Below are 14,749 nucleotides of genomic sequence, written 5' to 3' on the forward strand. Positions count from 1 at the left end.
AAAATGGGCAGTCTGGCTCGAAAATTACCTGATTACAGCAAATCGTCAAGAAAAGTAATGCGAGGTTTTATTCCGATTCGCTGTTTATAATGGACAGGGTTATCCACAAAATACAGGGGATAACCCTGTGTGTAACTCAGTGGGCAACCATCCTAAGTACGAGGGTACACGATGGACATTGCCGCTGCCTTATTCAGGGCAAAAACCCGATGGCACATTTGTGTTTTGTAAAAGGAGTGCGTGTAATGAAAAAGTCAGAAAATGAAAGTCAGGAACCAGACCTGAAAACCATGGATGAAGTGATTGACGAGAAGCTCATCGACATGGAAACACCGGGCTTTGCGGCTGAATTCAATCCGCTGGAAGCGGACAGGATCGGTGCATTTGAAGAAGATGCGCTGAGCGAACAAGATGCCTGGGAAAGCGCCATTGATGTAATCGAGCACACCTAATCATAATAGCTAAGGTAATCCGATGAAACCCAATCGTAACGATGCTACCAAGCCAAAAAAATCATTTCACGAAACCGTCGCTGAGAACCTCATTAAACAGCTCAGGCAGGGCACTGCACCCTGGCAAAAGCCGTGGAAACCCGGTGATCCACTTTTAACATTACCCCACAATCCAACAACTGGTAAACGCTACCGTGGAATTAATATCCTCCATCTGATGAGTCAGGGGCGTACTGATCCGCGCTGGATGACGTATAGACAGGCAGCAAGTCTGGGCGCGCAAGTGCGCAAGGGTGAGAAAAGCATCCTGATTCAATACTGGAAGTTCAATGATGAGCGCATTAAAAAAGATGAGCATGGTCAGCCCATTCTGAACAGCGAAGGCAAGCCTGTTAAAGAACAATTCAAGCTCGAACGTCCAAAAGCGTTTTACGCCACGGTGTTTAATGCTGAACAGATTGATAATCTACCCAGACTTGAGATTACATCCCCTGACTGGGAACCGATAGAGCGTGCTGAGCAAATATTACAGGCATCCAAAGCCGTCATCCATCATGGGCAAAATGACCGGGCATTTTACCGATCATCATCTGACGAGATTCACCTGCCGCACAAAGAGCAATTTCAAAGGCCGGATCAATATTACGCAACCGCATTGCATGAACTGGGTCATTGGACTGGGCATGAGTCACGTCTTAATCGTGATCTGGGTAATCCTTTTGGTAGTGAAGCATACGCAAAGAAGAATTACGCGCTGAAATTGCCAGCATGATTTTAGGTGGTGAACTGGGTATTGGTCATGATCCAGAACAACATGCTGCTTATGTGGGTTCATGGATTAAGGTGTTGGAAGACGATCCGAAAGAAATATTTCGTGCGGCTGCCGATGCTGAGAAAATTCAGGATTATGTGCTTTCATTCTCACAGCAACAAAAAGTTGTTGAACAGGAGGAAATCAGGATGGATCAGATCAAACAGGACGCACTGGCCGACAGTACCCGCCAATACCTGGCTGTCCCTTATGTTGAAAAAGATCAGGCCAAAGCTGCCGGTGCGAGCTGGGACAATCATGCCAAGTCCTGGTACGTCGGAGACAATGCTGATATTCGCGCACTAGAACGCTGGTTGCCGGAGAATGTAGCCAACCAACCGGAACCTGCAATAGATCCTCAGGCGGAATTTACCGAATTATTACGTTCTCATGGCTGCATTGTAGACGGCCATCATCCGGTGATGGATGGCAGCAAACAAAGAATTAAAGTCGAGCATGACGTTTCCGGCGAAAAATCGGGCTTTTATGTCGCGCATCTTGACGGTCATCCTGCCGGATACTTTATCAATAACCGCACCAAGTCCGAGACACGCTGGAAAGCCAAGGGGTATTCTTTAAATGACGAGCAAAAAGCAGTACTTTCGGCACAAGCTGTCATTCAGCAGCAAAACAGAAAAATCGAGCAACACGAGCAGCAATTGAAGGTGGCTGGGAAATCAAGGCATTGCTGGCAATCGCACCGCTAGCCAATGCCGAGCATCCCTATCTGTTGGACAAAAATGCCCGACCGGGTGATTTAAAGATCGTGCCACAGAATGCGGATGATTTACCAGACGACTCCATCATCAAAATCGGTCAGGATTGGCAAGCAGCCAAGATATTGCGTGAGGAAAATCCTGGCAGTATTGTTCTAACCGCTGGTGATTTATTGTTACCGGTGCAAGACATCGATGGCCAGATCTGGAGTGTGCAAACCATACAGCCTGGCGGAGGCAAGTTTTTTGTGACCGGCAGTAAAAAGGAAAGTAATTTCTACGTGGTTGATGGGCAGGGCAGAGGAGTGGGTGCCCTGGACGATGCACTGATGATCATCATCGCCGAAGGCTATGCGACCGCCGACACTTTATCCCAAAGCCTGGATTGCCCGGTGGTTGCCGCATTTGATTCAGGTAATCTGCCCAAGGTCGCTCAAGTCTTGCATGAAAGATACCCGCAGAAGCCGACTGTGATCGCCGGTGATGATGATTTCATACAGGAATCGGTCAATGGTACCAATCCTGGCCGGGAAAAAGCCATCGAAGCCGCAAAGCTGGTGAACGGCGAGGCAGTTTTTCCGATTTTTGCACCGGGTGAGCAAGTGTCAATGAAGCTCAGTGATTTTAATGATCTGGCGAATAAAAGCACTTTAGGGGTTGAGGGTGTTAAGCGCCAGGTTGGTTCTGTTGCTGCGAGCGCATTGGAACAAGCCAGGGATCAAGGCAGAGCTAGAAAATTGACAAACGGTCTTGAACAAAACCAGCAGGAGAATCAGCAAAAACGAGCACTGGCCAGGTAAAAAATGATCAATCTCTTTGCCTTTCTCCAAACAAAGCAGCGTTCAATTAGGCGACAGGTTGAGCAGGATGTGCGGCGGTATTGAATACCAAAATCAGAAGATTTATTTCCCGCAACCTGATGCGCGGCTGCCTGTGCGTTTACGAAATGGCAATGTCACCTGGGTAACGTGGGGCAGACGCAAGGACGAAGCCCTCGGTAAATTTCCAAATGGCGGTTGGGCACGCCTCAATTCCATCAAGAGTGGCAAATGGAAGCCATGGCATCCAAGGCCAGTCTTAATTGTCGCTGATCAGTTCATGGAAAAAGATCAGGAGAAACAATCCCACTGGGTACCTTTAGGCACAAGCATGATGATTCAAGGGCTATTGGCAGAAAGGAATGATGAGCTGCGGGTTTATGTGGTAACAGTCAGCACACCGCCAGAGTATGCCTGGATACATGATCGTTGGCCGAGGTTGGTTCGGCTAGATCAATGCAATGGACCCTGATGTGCATGGCGTGGTTTTGTTGGAATTTACAAAAACCAATATAGAATTATCAAAAAATATTTGTGACAGCTCAGCATGAAGCAGGCTGAAGTGGATTACCCATGAAGGCGTGACGAAGTAATTCTAATGGGTTCTGTCGCAAATATTCGTAAAGTGTAAAGCCATGATCCGCTGCCATCTCGCCCGCATGATGGGCGAACACAAGATGCGTATTGCCGACGTTGCCAGAGAAACGGGCTTGAGTCGCGCCACGGTGACGTTGCTCTATAAAGAAACGGCGCAGAAAGTGGATCTGGAAACCATTGAGAAGCTGTGCCTGCTGTTTGAATGCCAAGTAGGCGATCTACTTGAGCTGACCCAACAATAAACAGGTTTGTCCGTTAAAAGATAAAGACCCTTTGATAAGGCATTTAACGACATCCAATAAACGACTAATACCAAAAAAAACAACAGGAACTACAGAATGACAAGCATCCAACAACGTGCCGCCCTACAACGCCAGATCTGGGCCATTGCCAACGATGTGCGCGGCTCAGTAGACGGCTGGGATTTTAAACAATATGTCCTGGGCACCCTGTTTTATCGCTTCATCAGCGAAAACTTTGCTCTCTATATTGAGGCCGGTGACGACAGTATTCATTACGCTGCGCTTAGCGATGAGGTGATCACGCCAGACATCAAAGACGATGCCATTAAAACCAAGGGTTACTTCATCTACCCAAGCCAGTTGTTTGCCACTGTGGCTAAAAACGCCAACAACAACGAAAGCCTGAACACCGATTTGGCCGCGATCTTTTCCGCTATCGAAGCCTCCGCTAATAGCTACCCCTCTGAGCCGGACATCAAAGGGTTGTTTGCCGATTTCGATACCACCAGTAACCGACTCGGTAATACCGTTAAAGACAAAAATCTGCGTTTAGCGGCCGTTTTGAAAGGCGTGGCAGGCTTGGATTTTGGCCATGATTTTTATGAAAAGCCTGATGCCGCGCAAATTGACTTGTTCGGCGATGCCTACGAATTCCTCATCTCCAACTATGCCGCCAATGCCGGTAAATCCGGTGGTGAATTTTTACCCCGCAGCACGTATCAAAGCTGATTGCCCAACTTGCCATGCACAAGCAAACCAGCGTTAACAAAATTTATGATCCAGCGGCCGGTTCTGGCTCGCTGCTGCTGCAAGCCAAAAAACACTTTGATAATCACATTATTGAAGATGGCTTTTGGGGGCAGGAGATTAACCACACCACCTACAACCTTGCCCGTATGAATATGTTTTTGCACAACATCAACTACGACAAGTTCAATATGCAGCTGGGCAACACCTTAACAGACCCGCACTTTCTGGATGATAAACCCTTTGATGCCATCGTCTCCAATCCGCCCTATTCGGTGAAGTGGATAGGTAGTGATGACCCAACCCTGATTAACGATGATCGCTTTGCGCCAGCAGGTGTGCTCGCACCTAAATCCAAAGCCGACTTTGCCTTTGTGCTGCATGCACTAAGTTACTTATCCAGCAAAGGCCGCGCGGCCATTGTTTGCTTTCCCGGTATTTTTTACCGTGGCGGTGCCGAGCAGAAAATTCGCAAATATCTGGTAGATAACAACTATGTGGAAACGGTTATTTCACTCGCACCCAACCTGTTTTTTGGAACCACCATTGCTGTGACCATTCTGGTGCTCTCCAAACACAAAGCCGACACCACCACCCAGTTTATTGATGCCAGTGGTTTATTTGAAAAAAACACCAATACCAACACGCTTACCCATGACCACATCGAACAGATCATGCAGGTGTTCGATAGCAAAGCAAATGTGGAACACTTCGCTCAATCCATACCGTTTGAGAAGGTGTCCGCTAACGACTACAACCTGTCGGTGAGCAGCTATGTAGAAGCCAAAGACACCCGCACAGTGACTAACATTGTTGAGCTAAATACTGATCTAAAAATTACTGTCGCTAAGATCACCCAACTGCGTATTGATATTGATGCGATTGTTGCCGAGATTGAAGGCGATGAGGTTGAAGCATGAGCAGCATGAGTTATATGGAAAAGCTGCTTGATGGCGTTGAGGTAGAGTGGAAGGCGTTAGGTGATGTTGTTGCGATTAATACCGGTCAAAAGCCATCTGAAATTCTTGATAGTGCGACAGATTTTGATTATATCAATGCTGGTACATCTAGGTCAGGATATAGCGCAACTAGCAATTGCGAAGGTGACACGGTTACAACTCCATCCCGAGGGCAAGGAGGGATCGGTTATGTAGGATATCAAAAAGATCCGTTTTGGTTAGGTCCTTTGTGCTACAAGATGAAGTCACTTGATAATGCTTTTTTGATTAATAAATATATCTTCTATTTTTTTCAATCAAAAAGCGCATTGTTATTAGGTTTAAAAAAAGAAGGTGGAGTTCCTGCTGTCAATAAGTCTGATTTGGCTAGATTAGAAATTCCAATCCCCTGCCCAGACAACCCCAAAAAATCCCTAGAAATCCAAACCGAAATCGTCCGTATTCTGGACACCTTCACCGAGCTGACCACCGAGCTGACCACCGAGCTGACCACCGAGCTGACCGCCCGCAAAAAACAATACAACTACTACCGCGAGCAGTTATTGAGCTTTGAAGAAGGGGAAGTGGAGTGGAAGACGTTGGGGTCGGTAGTAAATATAAAAAATGGTAAAGACTGGAAGAAGTTAGGGGCTGGAAATATTCCTGTATACGGTTCTGGCGGTGTCATGCTGTATGTTGACACTTTTGCTTATGACAAGCCAACGGTGTTGATTCCAAGAAAAGGATCAATCACAAATATCTTTTTATGTTGAATCGCCATTTTGGAATGTCGATACGATTTACTACACCGAGATTGATACCGACCAAATTATTCCTAAGTTCTTCTATTACTTTATGAAGACGCTAGATTTAATGCAGTTGGATACTGGCTCTGGCAGGCCTAGTCTTACACAAGCAATATTGAATGAAATTAAAGTCCCCTTACCAATGCTGGCTGAGCAAGCTCGTATTGTTTCTATTCTCGATAAATTCGATGCCCTAATCAACTCCATCAGCGATGGCTTACCCCGCGAAATTGAATTGCGCCAAAAGCAATACGAGTATTACCGCGATTTGCTGTTGAACTTCCCCAAGCCGGGTGCCGAGGTAGCGGCCTAATGCATCATCTAAAACCCGTAGGGACAAACTGCTCCCAGCTACAGCCATAAGGAAGGAACCCTATGACCAAGCAATTAAGCCTGCAAGACCAAAGCACGGAGTTCCTGCTTTACACCGCACCCAGTGGGGCGGTGAAAGTCGAGGTGCTGCTCAGTGGCGAAACTCTGTGGCTGACGCAAAAGCGTATGGCCGAGCTGTTTGGCGTGGGCGTACCGGCCATTTCCAAGCATTTAGAGAATATCTATTCAAGCGGTGAATTAGATCAAAAGGCAACTATTTCCCTTTTGGAAACAGTTCAGCAAGAAGGGAGGCGCGAAGTTAAGCGTAAGCTCGAATACTACAACCTGGATGCTGTGATTTCTGTCGGTTACCGGGTCAATTCTACCCAAGCTACCCAATTCCGCATCTGGGCGACAGCACTCATCAAAGAGTACATTATCAAGGGCTTTGCCATGGATGATGAGCGCCTGAAAAATGGCCGCTTTTTTGGCAAGGACTACTTCCGCGAGTTGCTGGAGCGGGTACGCTCCATCCGCGCCAGCGAGCGGCGCATTTACCAGCAGATTACCGATATTTTCGCCGAGTGCAGTATTGATTACGATCCAAAATCAAAAACCACCCGGCTGTTTTACGCTCATGTGCAGGACAAGTTTCATTTTGCTATCACCGGCCATACCGCCGCCGAAATCATTGCGCTGAAGGCCGATGCCAGCAAACCCCTGATGGGCATGAGCACCTATAAAAAATGCACCGGACGGGCGGGTATTAAAATCGGACGCTTCAGCGGCCAAAAATTATTTAAGTGAAGATGAAATCAAAAAGCTGGAACGCAGCGTATCGGCTTTTTTTGACTACATCGAGGGCATCATAGAGCGGCGTAACACCTTCACCATGGAAGCGTTTACCGAGAGCGTGAACAAGTTCCTCGCCTTTAATGAATATCAAATTCTGGAAGGTTTCGGAAAAGTGTCGCGCCAGCTGGCAGAGCAAAAGGCCCATGCGGAATACGACAAATTCAACAAGCAACAACGCATCGAATCAGACTTTGATCGCGAAATAAAAAAGCTACTGAACAGCAAGGATAAAGACGCATGACGGATTATAAAAGGCGTTGTTGAATAAATCAAAATGAGCCAAATGGCTCCGTTCTGCCGTTAATTGTTAGAGTTTTACGGACACCGGCATGCCTAGATTGGCCATTCTGTTGAGTGCAGACGCACTAATCCACGCTTCTGTTTTTTGCTGTGGGAGTGCACGCGCTTTCATGGCGTTGCCAAAAATACGCTTGTAGCGTTGCACGGCAAGCTCGGCATAGTTGCGCAAACCATATCCTGTCTTCTTTTGCCAAGCAATGCGGCCATGCTGTTCAATTACCCTGATATGACCGTCCCGCTGACTGTCGCCTGTAGCGGAGCGGACGGCAGTCTTGTGCGGTGGAATGATCACTTGTGCATCAGGTTGATGATTCAAAACCGCCTGGGAAATCGGTTCACCATCATAGGCGCCATCGGCGATGAAGGTATCAAAAGGCGTATCAATTTGGGCAAGCAAATCCGGGATTGCAGTGGGGTCGCCTATTTCAGGTGGGGTCAGTTCGCACGCCAGCAATTGATGGTTCTCATCGACCGCAAGATGCAATTTACGCCAAGTGCGCCGGGCCGCAACGTCATGCTTTTCCTGGTGCCAGTCGTCTTTGCCGTAAACCTTGAGACCGGTTGAATCAACAATAACAAGACTACCCGGTTCCATCGCTTTGGTTAGGGTATGCTGAGGTAACTTAATGCTGCGCCTGGACAGGCTACTGAAGTCAGGAATGGTGATGTCAACTTTCATGATACCGGCAAGCGAGTTCATGAAACCTTCGGTTTGACGTAAGGGCAGATGGAAGACCTGGCGGATAAATAGAGCTGTTTCTATGGCGAGATTAGAATATTCCTGCGGCCTGCCGCGAGCTCCCGTTCTGGTGGGGCGCCACTCAGCAATTGCCGCTTCCGTAAACCAAATCGTGATATCACCCCGTCGCCGCAATCCGTTGTTATACTCATGCCAGTTCATCACTTTATAACGAGATTTTTCGATCTTATGACGGCGACTTTCGTTGTGTTTATAAGGCATTGGCTTCTCTGCAGGTGAAATCCTGCAGAATTATGCCAGATGTGCCATCTTTTTACCGACAGTTCGATTTATTCAACAACGCCCCTCGCAACGGTGTGCCGAGTATTACGATAGCCAAATAATCATGAGGCTTTAAAAAGTTACCTGAGAGTCGGTTGGTTCTGTCGCATTAACGAAAGAAAGCTGAGGTATGCTGATTTTCATGGAGTCCGAAGTTTCATAAAATGAAGACATGAAATGGAGGATGGAGATGGAATTACGCCGCGCACAATATAGCCAGGAATTTAGGGAGCAATCAGTTAAGTTTTTTAAAGAAAGTGGATTAACTTTGGTTGAGGCGGCAAAACGGCTATCTTTACCGAAAGGAACATTAAAGAATTGGGTTTATGCTGACAAACGAGGAGAACTCGCATTGGTAGGTAAGCATCAGAAGCCGCTGACTGAAGTTGAATTAGAGCTATCCAGAGTTAAACGAGAATTAGCAGAAGTGAAGATGGAGCGTGACTTTATAAAAAAGTGTGCGACGTATTTCGCGAAGGGGTCGCGGTGAGATACGGTCTGATTGAATCGATGCGACAAAGATATCCGATTGCGCTCATGTGCCGGGCATTTGATGTTTCCGAGAGCGGCTTTCATGTCCAAAGGACTCGCCCAGTCTGTAAGCGTAAGCAGGAGAATGCAAGACTGGAAATAGAAATACTGGCCGCACACCAACGTACACGAGAGACCTACAGTGCCGAGCGCTTGCATCATGACTTGGCGGATCACGGAGTACAAACCACACCATACCGCGTTAGAACATTGCGCAAGAAATTGAACTTGCGTTGTAAGCAAAAACTGAAACTCAAGGCGACAACCGATTCTAAACATCATTTACCGGTTGCGCCCAATATTCTGAACCGGGAATTTGCTGTTAACGCACCGGGTAAAGTGTGGGTCAGTGACATCACTTACATCCCTACAGACGAAGGTTGGTTGTATTTAGCTGGCGTAAAGGATCTGTTTAATGGAGAGCTGGTAGGCTATGCCATGAATGAGAGAATGACTAGGAGCCTGGTTATACAGGCATTATTTCGTGCAACTGCAAGTAAACATCCCGGTAAGGGACTGATTGCTCACTCAGATCGCGGCAGCCAATACTGTGCACATGATTACCAGAATTTATTGCAACAATTTGGCATGATCGCTTCCATGAGTCGCAAGGGTGATTGCTATGATAACGCGCCGATGGAAAGTTTCTGGGGAATACTTAAAACCGAGCTGGTGCATCATCGGAGATTCAAAACACGACAACAAGCCATTCAGGAGATTACCGAATATATAGAAATCTTCTATAACCGGCAGCGAAAACAGAAAAGGCTGGGCTACTTGTCACCAGCACAATTCACGCAGCAATACTATGCAAATCTGCTTGTTGCTTAAACCGATGGACTCCATTTTTGACAGCACATATCACTGTGCAGCGTGCCGAGTTTCGCTGGGTCAATACGCTTCCTGGCAATCTCAAGACTGCCTTCAGTGGAACATACCATGCATTCAATCACGCCAAGTATGCACAGCGCTATCTTGCAGAATTCTCCTATCGCTTCAATCGCCGTTTTGATTTGGCTGCCATGGTGCCGCGATTGCTGCGCGCCGCCGCAACGACAGAACCTCTTCCGCTCGGTACATTGAGAATTTCTGAGACAAGTAACTAATCAGGAAACCTTTTGCATCCGAATGCTATAATAAGCCAGTGGATGTGCTACGCAGTTGGTAGAGCACCTTCTCGCGCCTTACGAGCGCTGGGGTGAACCAATATTGGGGAACCCGTTGGTTTCTAGCGTTTTACACAAGACGGCGAAAGCTCGACGACTATCTTGAGAGGTTCTACATTGATTTTTGGCGTGTCGAGTCTATCGACCCGAAACGCAGACACTGGACGGCTGCACGGAACTCCATTCGTGATGGCGCACGCGTAGTCGCGATCGCTCTGTGGCTGTCCATTCTTCTAGTAATCTTTTTACGTTTAGTCAAATAGAGAGACGCGACGAATGTTGTCAGTTCATTACCTCGCGAGTGGCTACCCATCATGCGGGCTTCGCCTGCTCGCTCCGCACCCTTCACCTGGCACGTGTCTGCTTTCAGAAAGTCTATCTGACTGCTGTGCGTCGAAATCGGACAGTCGGCTTGTATTCAGAAGCTCGCTGCATTGCATTGCGTCTATTGTGGATGGTCTGGAGACAGACATTACATTTGCAATTATCGCGAGCCCACGACCCTGGAATGCAAGCCGGCGCGGATAAATGCAAGCTCATTTGCAGATAATGTGAGCCCGCTGGTTATTTCAGTTGCAGTTAATCTGAGCCAGCAACGGCGTCAAATGCGAGCTTGGCCGGTTTCAAACGCGAGCCGTTACACCTAACAACTGAGTTCAGAGGCGAGCACTCTTGGGGGACAGGTCTATATTTTAAAATATTAAATGTAGGACTGCCCCTTCTTACTCCTGAGTTACTATTTTTCGTTCTTATAGAATGACCGTCTCACAAAAAAAACATGCCGTTCATCTCCCACGTCGACTTCGATCTCAAATTCACCTTCGGTTTTATGAGTTAATCCCCTAGTATCGGTGACTATCAACCCCCCATGCCCTTCACCAGGTGCTATTGTTTGCGCTTTCATAACTAGTTGTTCCGCTAATTGTCTGCTGTTCTGGGCACTGGCTGCTATTGAGTCTAAGTTATTTCTAAAATTTTGACTATTCTGGTTCGCCAATATTCGCGCTTTAGCTGGGTCATAAGTGGTTGTGGTAGAAATACCACTGTATGAACCAGAGTAGTTGCCAGATATACCAGCAGTATATGGTCTGTATCCGTAACTTCCATAGCCACTATAGGATCCGTATGTTCTACCAGTATTATATGTAGTTGAAGTACTATAAGCCGCACTTGATGCACTTAGTGCGCCTGCAGCAGCAGCCCATGCCGCAGCTCTTTTACGTCTCCCTCCTTCTTCCTCTATTTCCATCATTATATCTGAGTAAGACAGTACGTTTATTGGTTGAGTATTAGAGGCAGGCTGACCAGCACTTTTTACCTTTAACGAAACACGAATATTGTCACTACTTATATTTATAAACTCTTTGCCTAAATTTTGTACATACAAAACATATGATGTAAATGAGGTTGCGTTATTCAGGTGGCTATAAGGGGCTAGCGTTACAAAGTGTGTTTTCTTAGATATGATCGTTTCCTTTCCATCATCATAAACAAACTCTTGTCCCTCAGTTTTGATAGGTGACATTTTCATATAATGCACTGAAGCACATCCTGTCATACTTAATATTAGGACAATTAACGCAGGAAAGTTAATTGACATTTCCCTTTTCATGTACCTTCTCCTTTACTCATGACGCCCCACTGCAACTACTTGTTGTCCCCGACCGCTTGGTAGAACTTGGTATACGAATTTTGAGAAATGCCTCTTAGGCGCTCTCTAAATTTGTCAGAAAAACTCGGCAGCCACTTGAAATAGATTTGATAAGCGGTCTCTTTCTTTAAATTAATTTGATCACTTGTTTTTTCTGTTAGCGCCAAATATTCTTTTATCTTGTCATGCGCATCGTCGTATTCCGTCTTAAATGGATCAAGACTTTTCTTTATTACGGCTATTTCTATTTCAAGTATGTTAGATACGTTTATTATTAGACACTTGAAATTCAGGGTCAAAATGTATCTTGTTATAATGGAGCGAACCTGCAGCCAATGAAACGATGTCCAGTTTTTTTCTATGTAGGATTTAACAATGCGAAATTTTCTTTTCTCATTGCCGTCGTAATGAGACTGACTGACATCAGGTAAATCTAGAGCCTTAGATGACAACACGCTGGCGGCCGTTGAACATCCCGACCCAGTACGGCCAGTCAATCCGATAACGACAAAGTTACCCGCCTCTTTATAGATACGTTCCAAAGCGTGAGAAATAGCTGTTTTATTTTGTTCCATTCGTCCCCCAGTCTTATTGCCGAGTGACATGACCCTACGGCATGAGCATACTGGGCTGACGCAGGTTCGTTTGTCTTGCCGCCCAACACAATATATAAGACATTTTGTCCAAAAAATCGGAGTTGACACTATTAACTTTATTTAAATTCATTTATGTAAATAAATTAATAGTTAAGAAGACGATTTAATATACACTTTGTTAGTCAAATTTTTGCAGTTATATTATTTATTTGTCAATAAATACAAATGTTTGTTTCACATAGAAACCAAAATTTTGTGAGCAAGCAGTATAAATAGATAGGGCAATGCGATCATGTTTATTAAATGTCATTAACGACTATTTTCTCTCTTTCTTTAAACAGCACTTTCACCGGTCTACTGCCCGGTCACCAATTTTTTCCCATCTGGGCGCAGCTCACCTTTTGGTGAAAGATGTCTATACAGCGTTTGCCGCGTGATACCGAGTTCCTGGCACAAATCACTCACCTTAGTTTCTGGCTGACCCATTGCCGCCATAGCCAATCGGAGTTTCGCAGTAGTCATCTTGAAAGGGCGACCGCCTTTTCTGCCACGTGCCCGGGCTGAAGCCAAGCCAGCTTTGGTACGTTCTGCAATCAGTTCCCGCTCGAATTCGGCCAAAGCTGCGAAAATACCGAAAACCAGTTTCCCGGCAGCGCTGGTTGTATCAATGGCCGCGCCATGCCCAGTGAGCACTTTGAGTCCAACTCCTTTCGAGGTAAGGTCATGCACGGTGTTGATCAAGTGCCGCAAGTTGCGCCCGAGGCGGTCCAGCTTCCACACCAGGAGCGTATCCCCTTTGCGTAGTGCTTTGAGGCACGCCGCGAGTCCTGGCCGGTCTTCGCGCTTACCGGAAGCTTGATCCTCATAGAGCTGGTAAGGATCAACACCCGCAGACAGCAGAGCATCTTTCTGTAAGTCCGTCGACTGTGATCCGTCCGCTTTTGAAACTCGCATGTAGCCAATCAGCACCTATTCCTCCTGTCACATATACGTTCGATTATGTGACAGTGTGCACCGGAAAGTTTAGGCCGTCAAAATTTGTCACTTAACCCGTCATTTATTCTAAGGAATGCAAAAGGTTCATACGGCTTGTAGTTGGGCAATCCGGTTTCTACCGTTATTGGAAAATAGTTTCAGAAGAAAATATTCTCCAATTTTGGTAAAAACCGGATCGACCAACGGCTCACTGTAGAATGATCTACAGATACACCATGCGCCTCCATCATTTCTTCCAGGTGCCGGCAACTTAACGGATAGATAGGCTGCGTACCAGCGGATACAGACCAGAATTACCTCAATCTGGAATCGCATTCCTTTCATAACCAGCATGTAGCCTCACTATTTTTTCGATGTCAACAATCTACACGAAGGTATCGATGATCTCGCTTAATGCGGCAGAACTCGAATTGATAAATATCATTGATACATACTAATTTATGATATATACTTTTGGTATCTATTTAATAGGAGATTAATATGCATGCTACTGCCAAGTTATTTACCACTGGCCGGAGCCAAGCACTACGGCTTCCGAAAGAATTCCGCTTTCCGGGAACGGAAGTATTTATTCGTCGCGATCCTGTAACTGGCGAAGTCATACTGTCGCCAAAACCGGCATCCTGGGCGGAGTTTTTCGAGCTTGCCGATCGCACAAAGATTCCTGCCGATTTCATGGCGAATCGTGAAGACCTGCCGAACCAAGAAAGAGATTTGTTTTGATGCGTTATATGCTGGATACAAATATGGCCAGTTATATTATCAAAAGCCATCCCCCGGAGATTCGACACCGGCTGGCGGCGCTGCCGATGGGCAGTATTACCATATCCGCAGTCACACAAGGCGAGCTTTTATATGGCTTAGCCCGCAAGGGACATCCGGCCACCCTTGCAAAACTTATCCGGGAATTTCTATTTCGTGTTGAGACATTGCCCTGGGAAGAGCAAGCTGCCACCGTTTATGGCGATTTACGCGCTTCTTGCATGTCGGTTGGCATTACACTTGGGGCACTCGACATGATGATCGCCGCGCATGCAATAGCCGCCAATACAATACTTGTCACCCATGATAAAGCATTCAGCCTAGTTCCCGATGGTATTTTGACTATCGAAGATTGGATGAATGAAGTTTAAGTTATAAACGATGGCGAAAAAAAACAAGCTGCTGACGGTACTATTCGAGGTTCTGTCGCAT

At 46.4% G+C, this 14,749-nt stretch carries 13 protein-coding genes and 5 pseudogenes; 13 read left to right on the top strand and 5 right to left on the bottom strand.

The window, feature by feature from the left end; translation table 11 throughout:
* The first annotated feature begins 245 nt into the window (after positions 1–245).
* The 9 genes and pseudogenes from IPG31_13160 (at position 246) to IPG31_13200 (ending at position 7,535) form a co-directional block, all read left to right on the top strand.
* On the top strand, positions 246–452 hold the full coding sequence (locus tag IPG31_13160; GenBank protein ID MBK6619247.1) for a conjugal transfer protein TraD: 207 nt from the start codon (positions 246–248) through the stop codon (positions 450–452).
* A gap of 22 nt (positions 453–474) precedes the next feature.
* Positions 475–1,970, top strand: a pseudogene (locus IPG31_13165) (DUF1738 domain-containing protein).
* A complete protein-coding gene (locus IPG31_13170; protein MBK6619248.1) occupies positions 1,949–2,779 on the top strand; it encodes a toprim domain-containing protein in 831 nt (276 codons plus the stop codon). The pseudogene IPG31_13165 and the gene IPG31_13170 overlap by 22 nt, the downstream one beginning before the upstream one ends.
* Positions 2,780–2,846: 67 nt before the next feature.
* Entirely contained in the window at positions 2,847–3,269 is a 423-nt protein-coding gene (locus IPG31_13175) for a hypothetical protein (GenBank protein MBK6619249.1), read from the top strand.
* A gap of 163 nt (positions 3,270–3,432) precedes the next feature.
* Positions 3,433–3,636: a helix-turn-helix transcriptional regulator gene (locus tag IPG31_13180; protein MBK6619250.1), complete on the top strand. Its 204-nt coding sequence runs from the start codon at positions 3,433–3,435 to the stop codon at positions 3,634–3,636.
* Between the two features lie 96 nt (positions 3,637–3,732).
* Positions 3,733–5,303, top strand: a pseudogene (locus IPG31_13185) (type I restriction-modification system subunit M).
* Complete coding sequence (locus IPG31_13190; protein ID MBK6619251.1) at positions 5,300–6,094, top strand: restriction endonuclease subunit S; 795 nt, start codon at positions 5,300–5,302, stop codon at positions 6,092–6,094. The pseudogene IPG31_13185 and the gene IPG31_13190 overlap by 4 nt, the downstream one beginning before the upstream one ends.
* Positions 6,078–6,440, top strand: a complete 363-nt coding sequence (locus IPG31_13195; protein MBK6619252.1) for a restriction endonuclease subunit S — start codon at positions 6,078–6,080, stop codon at positions 6,438–6,440. Before IPG31_13190 ends, IPG31_13195 begins: the two co-directional genes overlap by 17 nt.
* Before the next feature lie 62 nt (positions 6,441–6,502).
* Positions 6,503–7,535, top strand: a pseudogene (locus IPG31_13200) (virulence RhuM family protein).
* A gap of 66 nt (positions 7,536–7,601) precedes the next feature.
* Here the strand turns inward: IPG31_13200 and IPG31_13205 are convergent.
* Entirely contained in the window at positions 7,602–8,555 is a 954-nt protein-coding gene (locus IPG31_13205; GenBank protein MBK6619253.1) for an IS5 family transposase, read from the bottom strand.
* 244 nt (positions 8,556–8,799) lie between these two features.
* On the opposite strand from IPG31_13205, the gene IPG31_13210 reads away from it, so the two are divergent.
* Together IPG31_13210 and IPG31_13215 are read left to right on the top strand one after the other, a co-directional pair.
* Positions 8,800–9,977, top strand: a protein-coding gene (locus IPG31_13210; GenBank protein MBK6619254.1) for an IS3 family transposase whose coding sequence is annotated in 2 segments (ribosomal slippage) — positions 8,800–9,073 and positions 9,073–9,977 — 1,179 coding nt in all. Because the reading frame shifts where the segments join, the coding sequence is not laid out codon by codon here.
* A 50-nt stretch (positions 9,978–10,027) separates the two neighbouring features.
* Positions 10,028–10,252, top strand: a pseudogene (locus IPG31_13215) (transposase).
* Positions 10,253–11,048: 796 nt separating this feature from the next.
* Here the strand turns inward: IPG31_13215 and IPG31_13220 are convergent.
* The 4 genes and pseudogenes from IPG31_13220 to IPG31_13235 form a co-directional block, all read right to left on the bottom strand.
* Positions 11,049–11,924 carry a hypothetical protein gene (locus IPG31_13220; protein MBK6619255.1) on the bottom strand — a complete coding sequence of 292 codons (876 nt, stop codon included), beginning with the start codon at positions 11,922–11,924 and terminating at the stop codon, positions 11,049–11,051.
* Between the two features lie 35 nt (positions 11,925–11,959).
* On the bottom strand, positions 11,960–12,538 hold the full coding sequence (locus IPG31_13225) for a hypothetical protein (protein ID MBK6619256.1): 579 nt from the start codon (positions 12,536–12,538) through the stop codon (positions 11,960–11,962).
* Positions 12,539–12,913: 375 nt separating this feature from the next.
* Positions 12,914–13,528 carry a recombinase family protein gene (locus IPG31_13230; protein MBK6619257.1) on the bottom strand — a complete coding sequence of 205 codons (615 nt, stop codon included), beginning with the start codon at positions 13,526–13,528 and terminating at the stop codon, positions 12,914–12,916.
* A gap of 173 nt (positions 13,529–13,701) precedes the next feature.
* Positions 13,702–13,888: pseudogene (locus tag IPG31_13235) on the bottom strand (IS6 family transposase).
* A 147-nt stretch (positions 13,889–14,035) separates the two neighbouring features.
* Between IPG31_13235 and IPG31_13240 the strand changes: the two are divergent.
* A complete protein-coding gene (locus IPG31_13240) occupies positions 14,036–14,278 on the top strand; it encodes an AbrB/MazE/SpoVT family DNA-binding domain-containing protein (protein MBK6619258.1) in 243 nt (80 codons plus the stop codon).
* 8 nt (positions 14,279–14,286) lie between these two features.
* Positions 14,287–14,688, top strand: a complete 402-nt coding sequence (locus tag IPG31_13245) for a type II toxin-antitoxin system VapC family toxin (GenBank protein ID MBK6619259.1) — start codon at positions 14,287–14,289, stop codon at positions 14,686–14,688.
* Positions 14,689–14,749 lie beyond the last annotated feature (61 nt).

Source organism: Nitrosomonas sp., assembly GCA_016703745.1.
Taxonomy (GTDB): domain Bacteria; phylum Pseudomonadota; class Gammaproteobacteria; order Burkholderiales; family Nitrosomonadaceae; genus Nitrosomonas.

Excerpts from the sequence above, each read along its gene's own strand:
- IPG31_13160 (MBK6619247.1), top strand. The coding sequence starts at position 246 with ATGAAAAAGTCAGAAAATGAAAGTCAGGAACCAGACCTGAAAACCATG.
- IPG31_13175 (MBK6619249.1), top strand. The coding sequence starts at position 2,847 with ATGTGCGGCGGTATTGAATACCAAAATCAGAAGATTTATTTCCCGCAA.
- IPG31_13180 (MBK6619250.1), top strand. The coding sequence starts at position 3,433 with ATGATCCGCTGCCATCTCGCCCGCATGATGGGCGAACACAAGATGCGT.
- IPG31_13190 (MBK6619251.1), top strand. The coding sequence starts at position 5,300 with ATGAGCAGCATGAGTTATATGGAAAAGCTGCTTGATGGCGTTGAGGTA.
- IPG31_13205 (MBK6619253.1), bottom strand. The coding sequence starts at position 8,555 with ATGCCTTATAAACACAACGAAAGTCGCCGTCATAAGATCGAAAAATCT.
- IPG31_13220 (MBK6619255.1), bottom strand. The coding sequence starts at position 11,924 with ATGAAAAGGGAAATGTCAATTAACTTTCCTGCGTTAATTGTCCTAATA.
- IPG31_13225 (MBK6619256.1), bottom strand. The coding sequence starts at position 12,538 with ATGGAACAAAATAAAACAGCTATTTCTCACGCTTTGGAACGTATCTAT.
- IPG31_13240 (MBK6619258.1), top strand. The coding sequence starts at position 14,036 with ATGCATGCTACTGCCAAGTTATTTACCACTGGCCGGAGCCAAGCACTA.
- IPG31_13245 (MBK6619259.1), top strand. The coding sequence starts at position 14,287 with ATGCTGGATACAAATATGGCCAGTTATATTATCAAAAGCCATCCCCCG.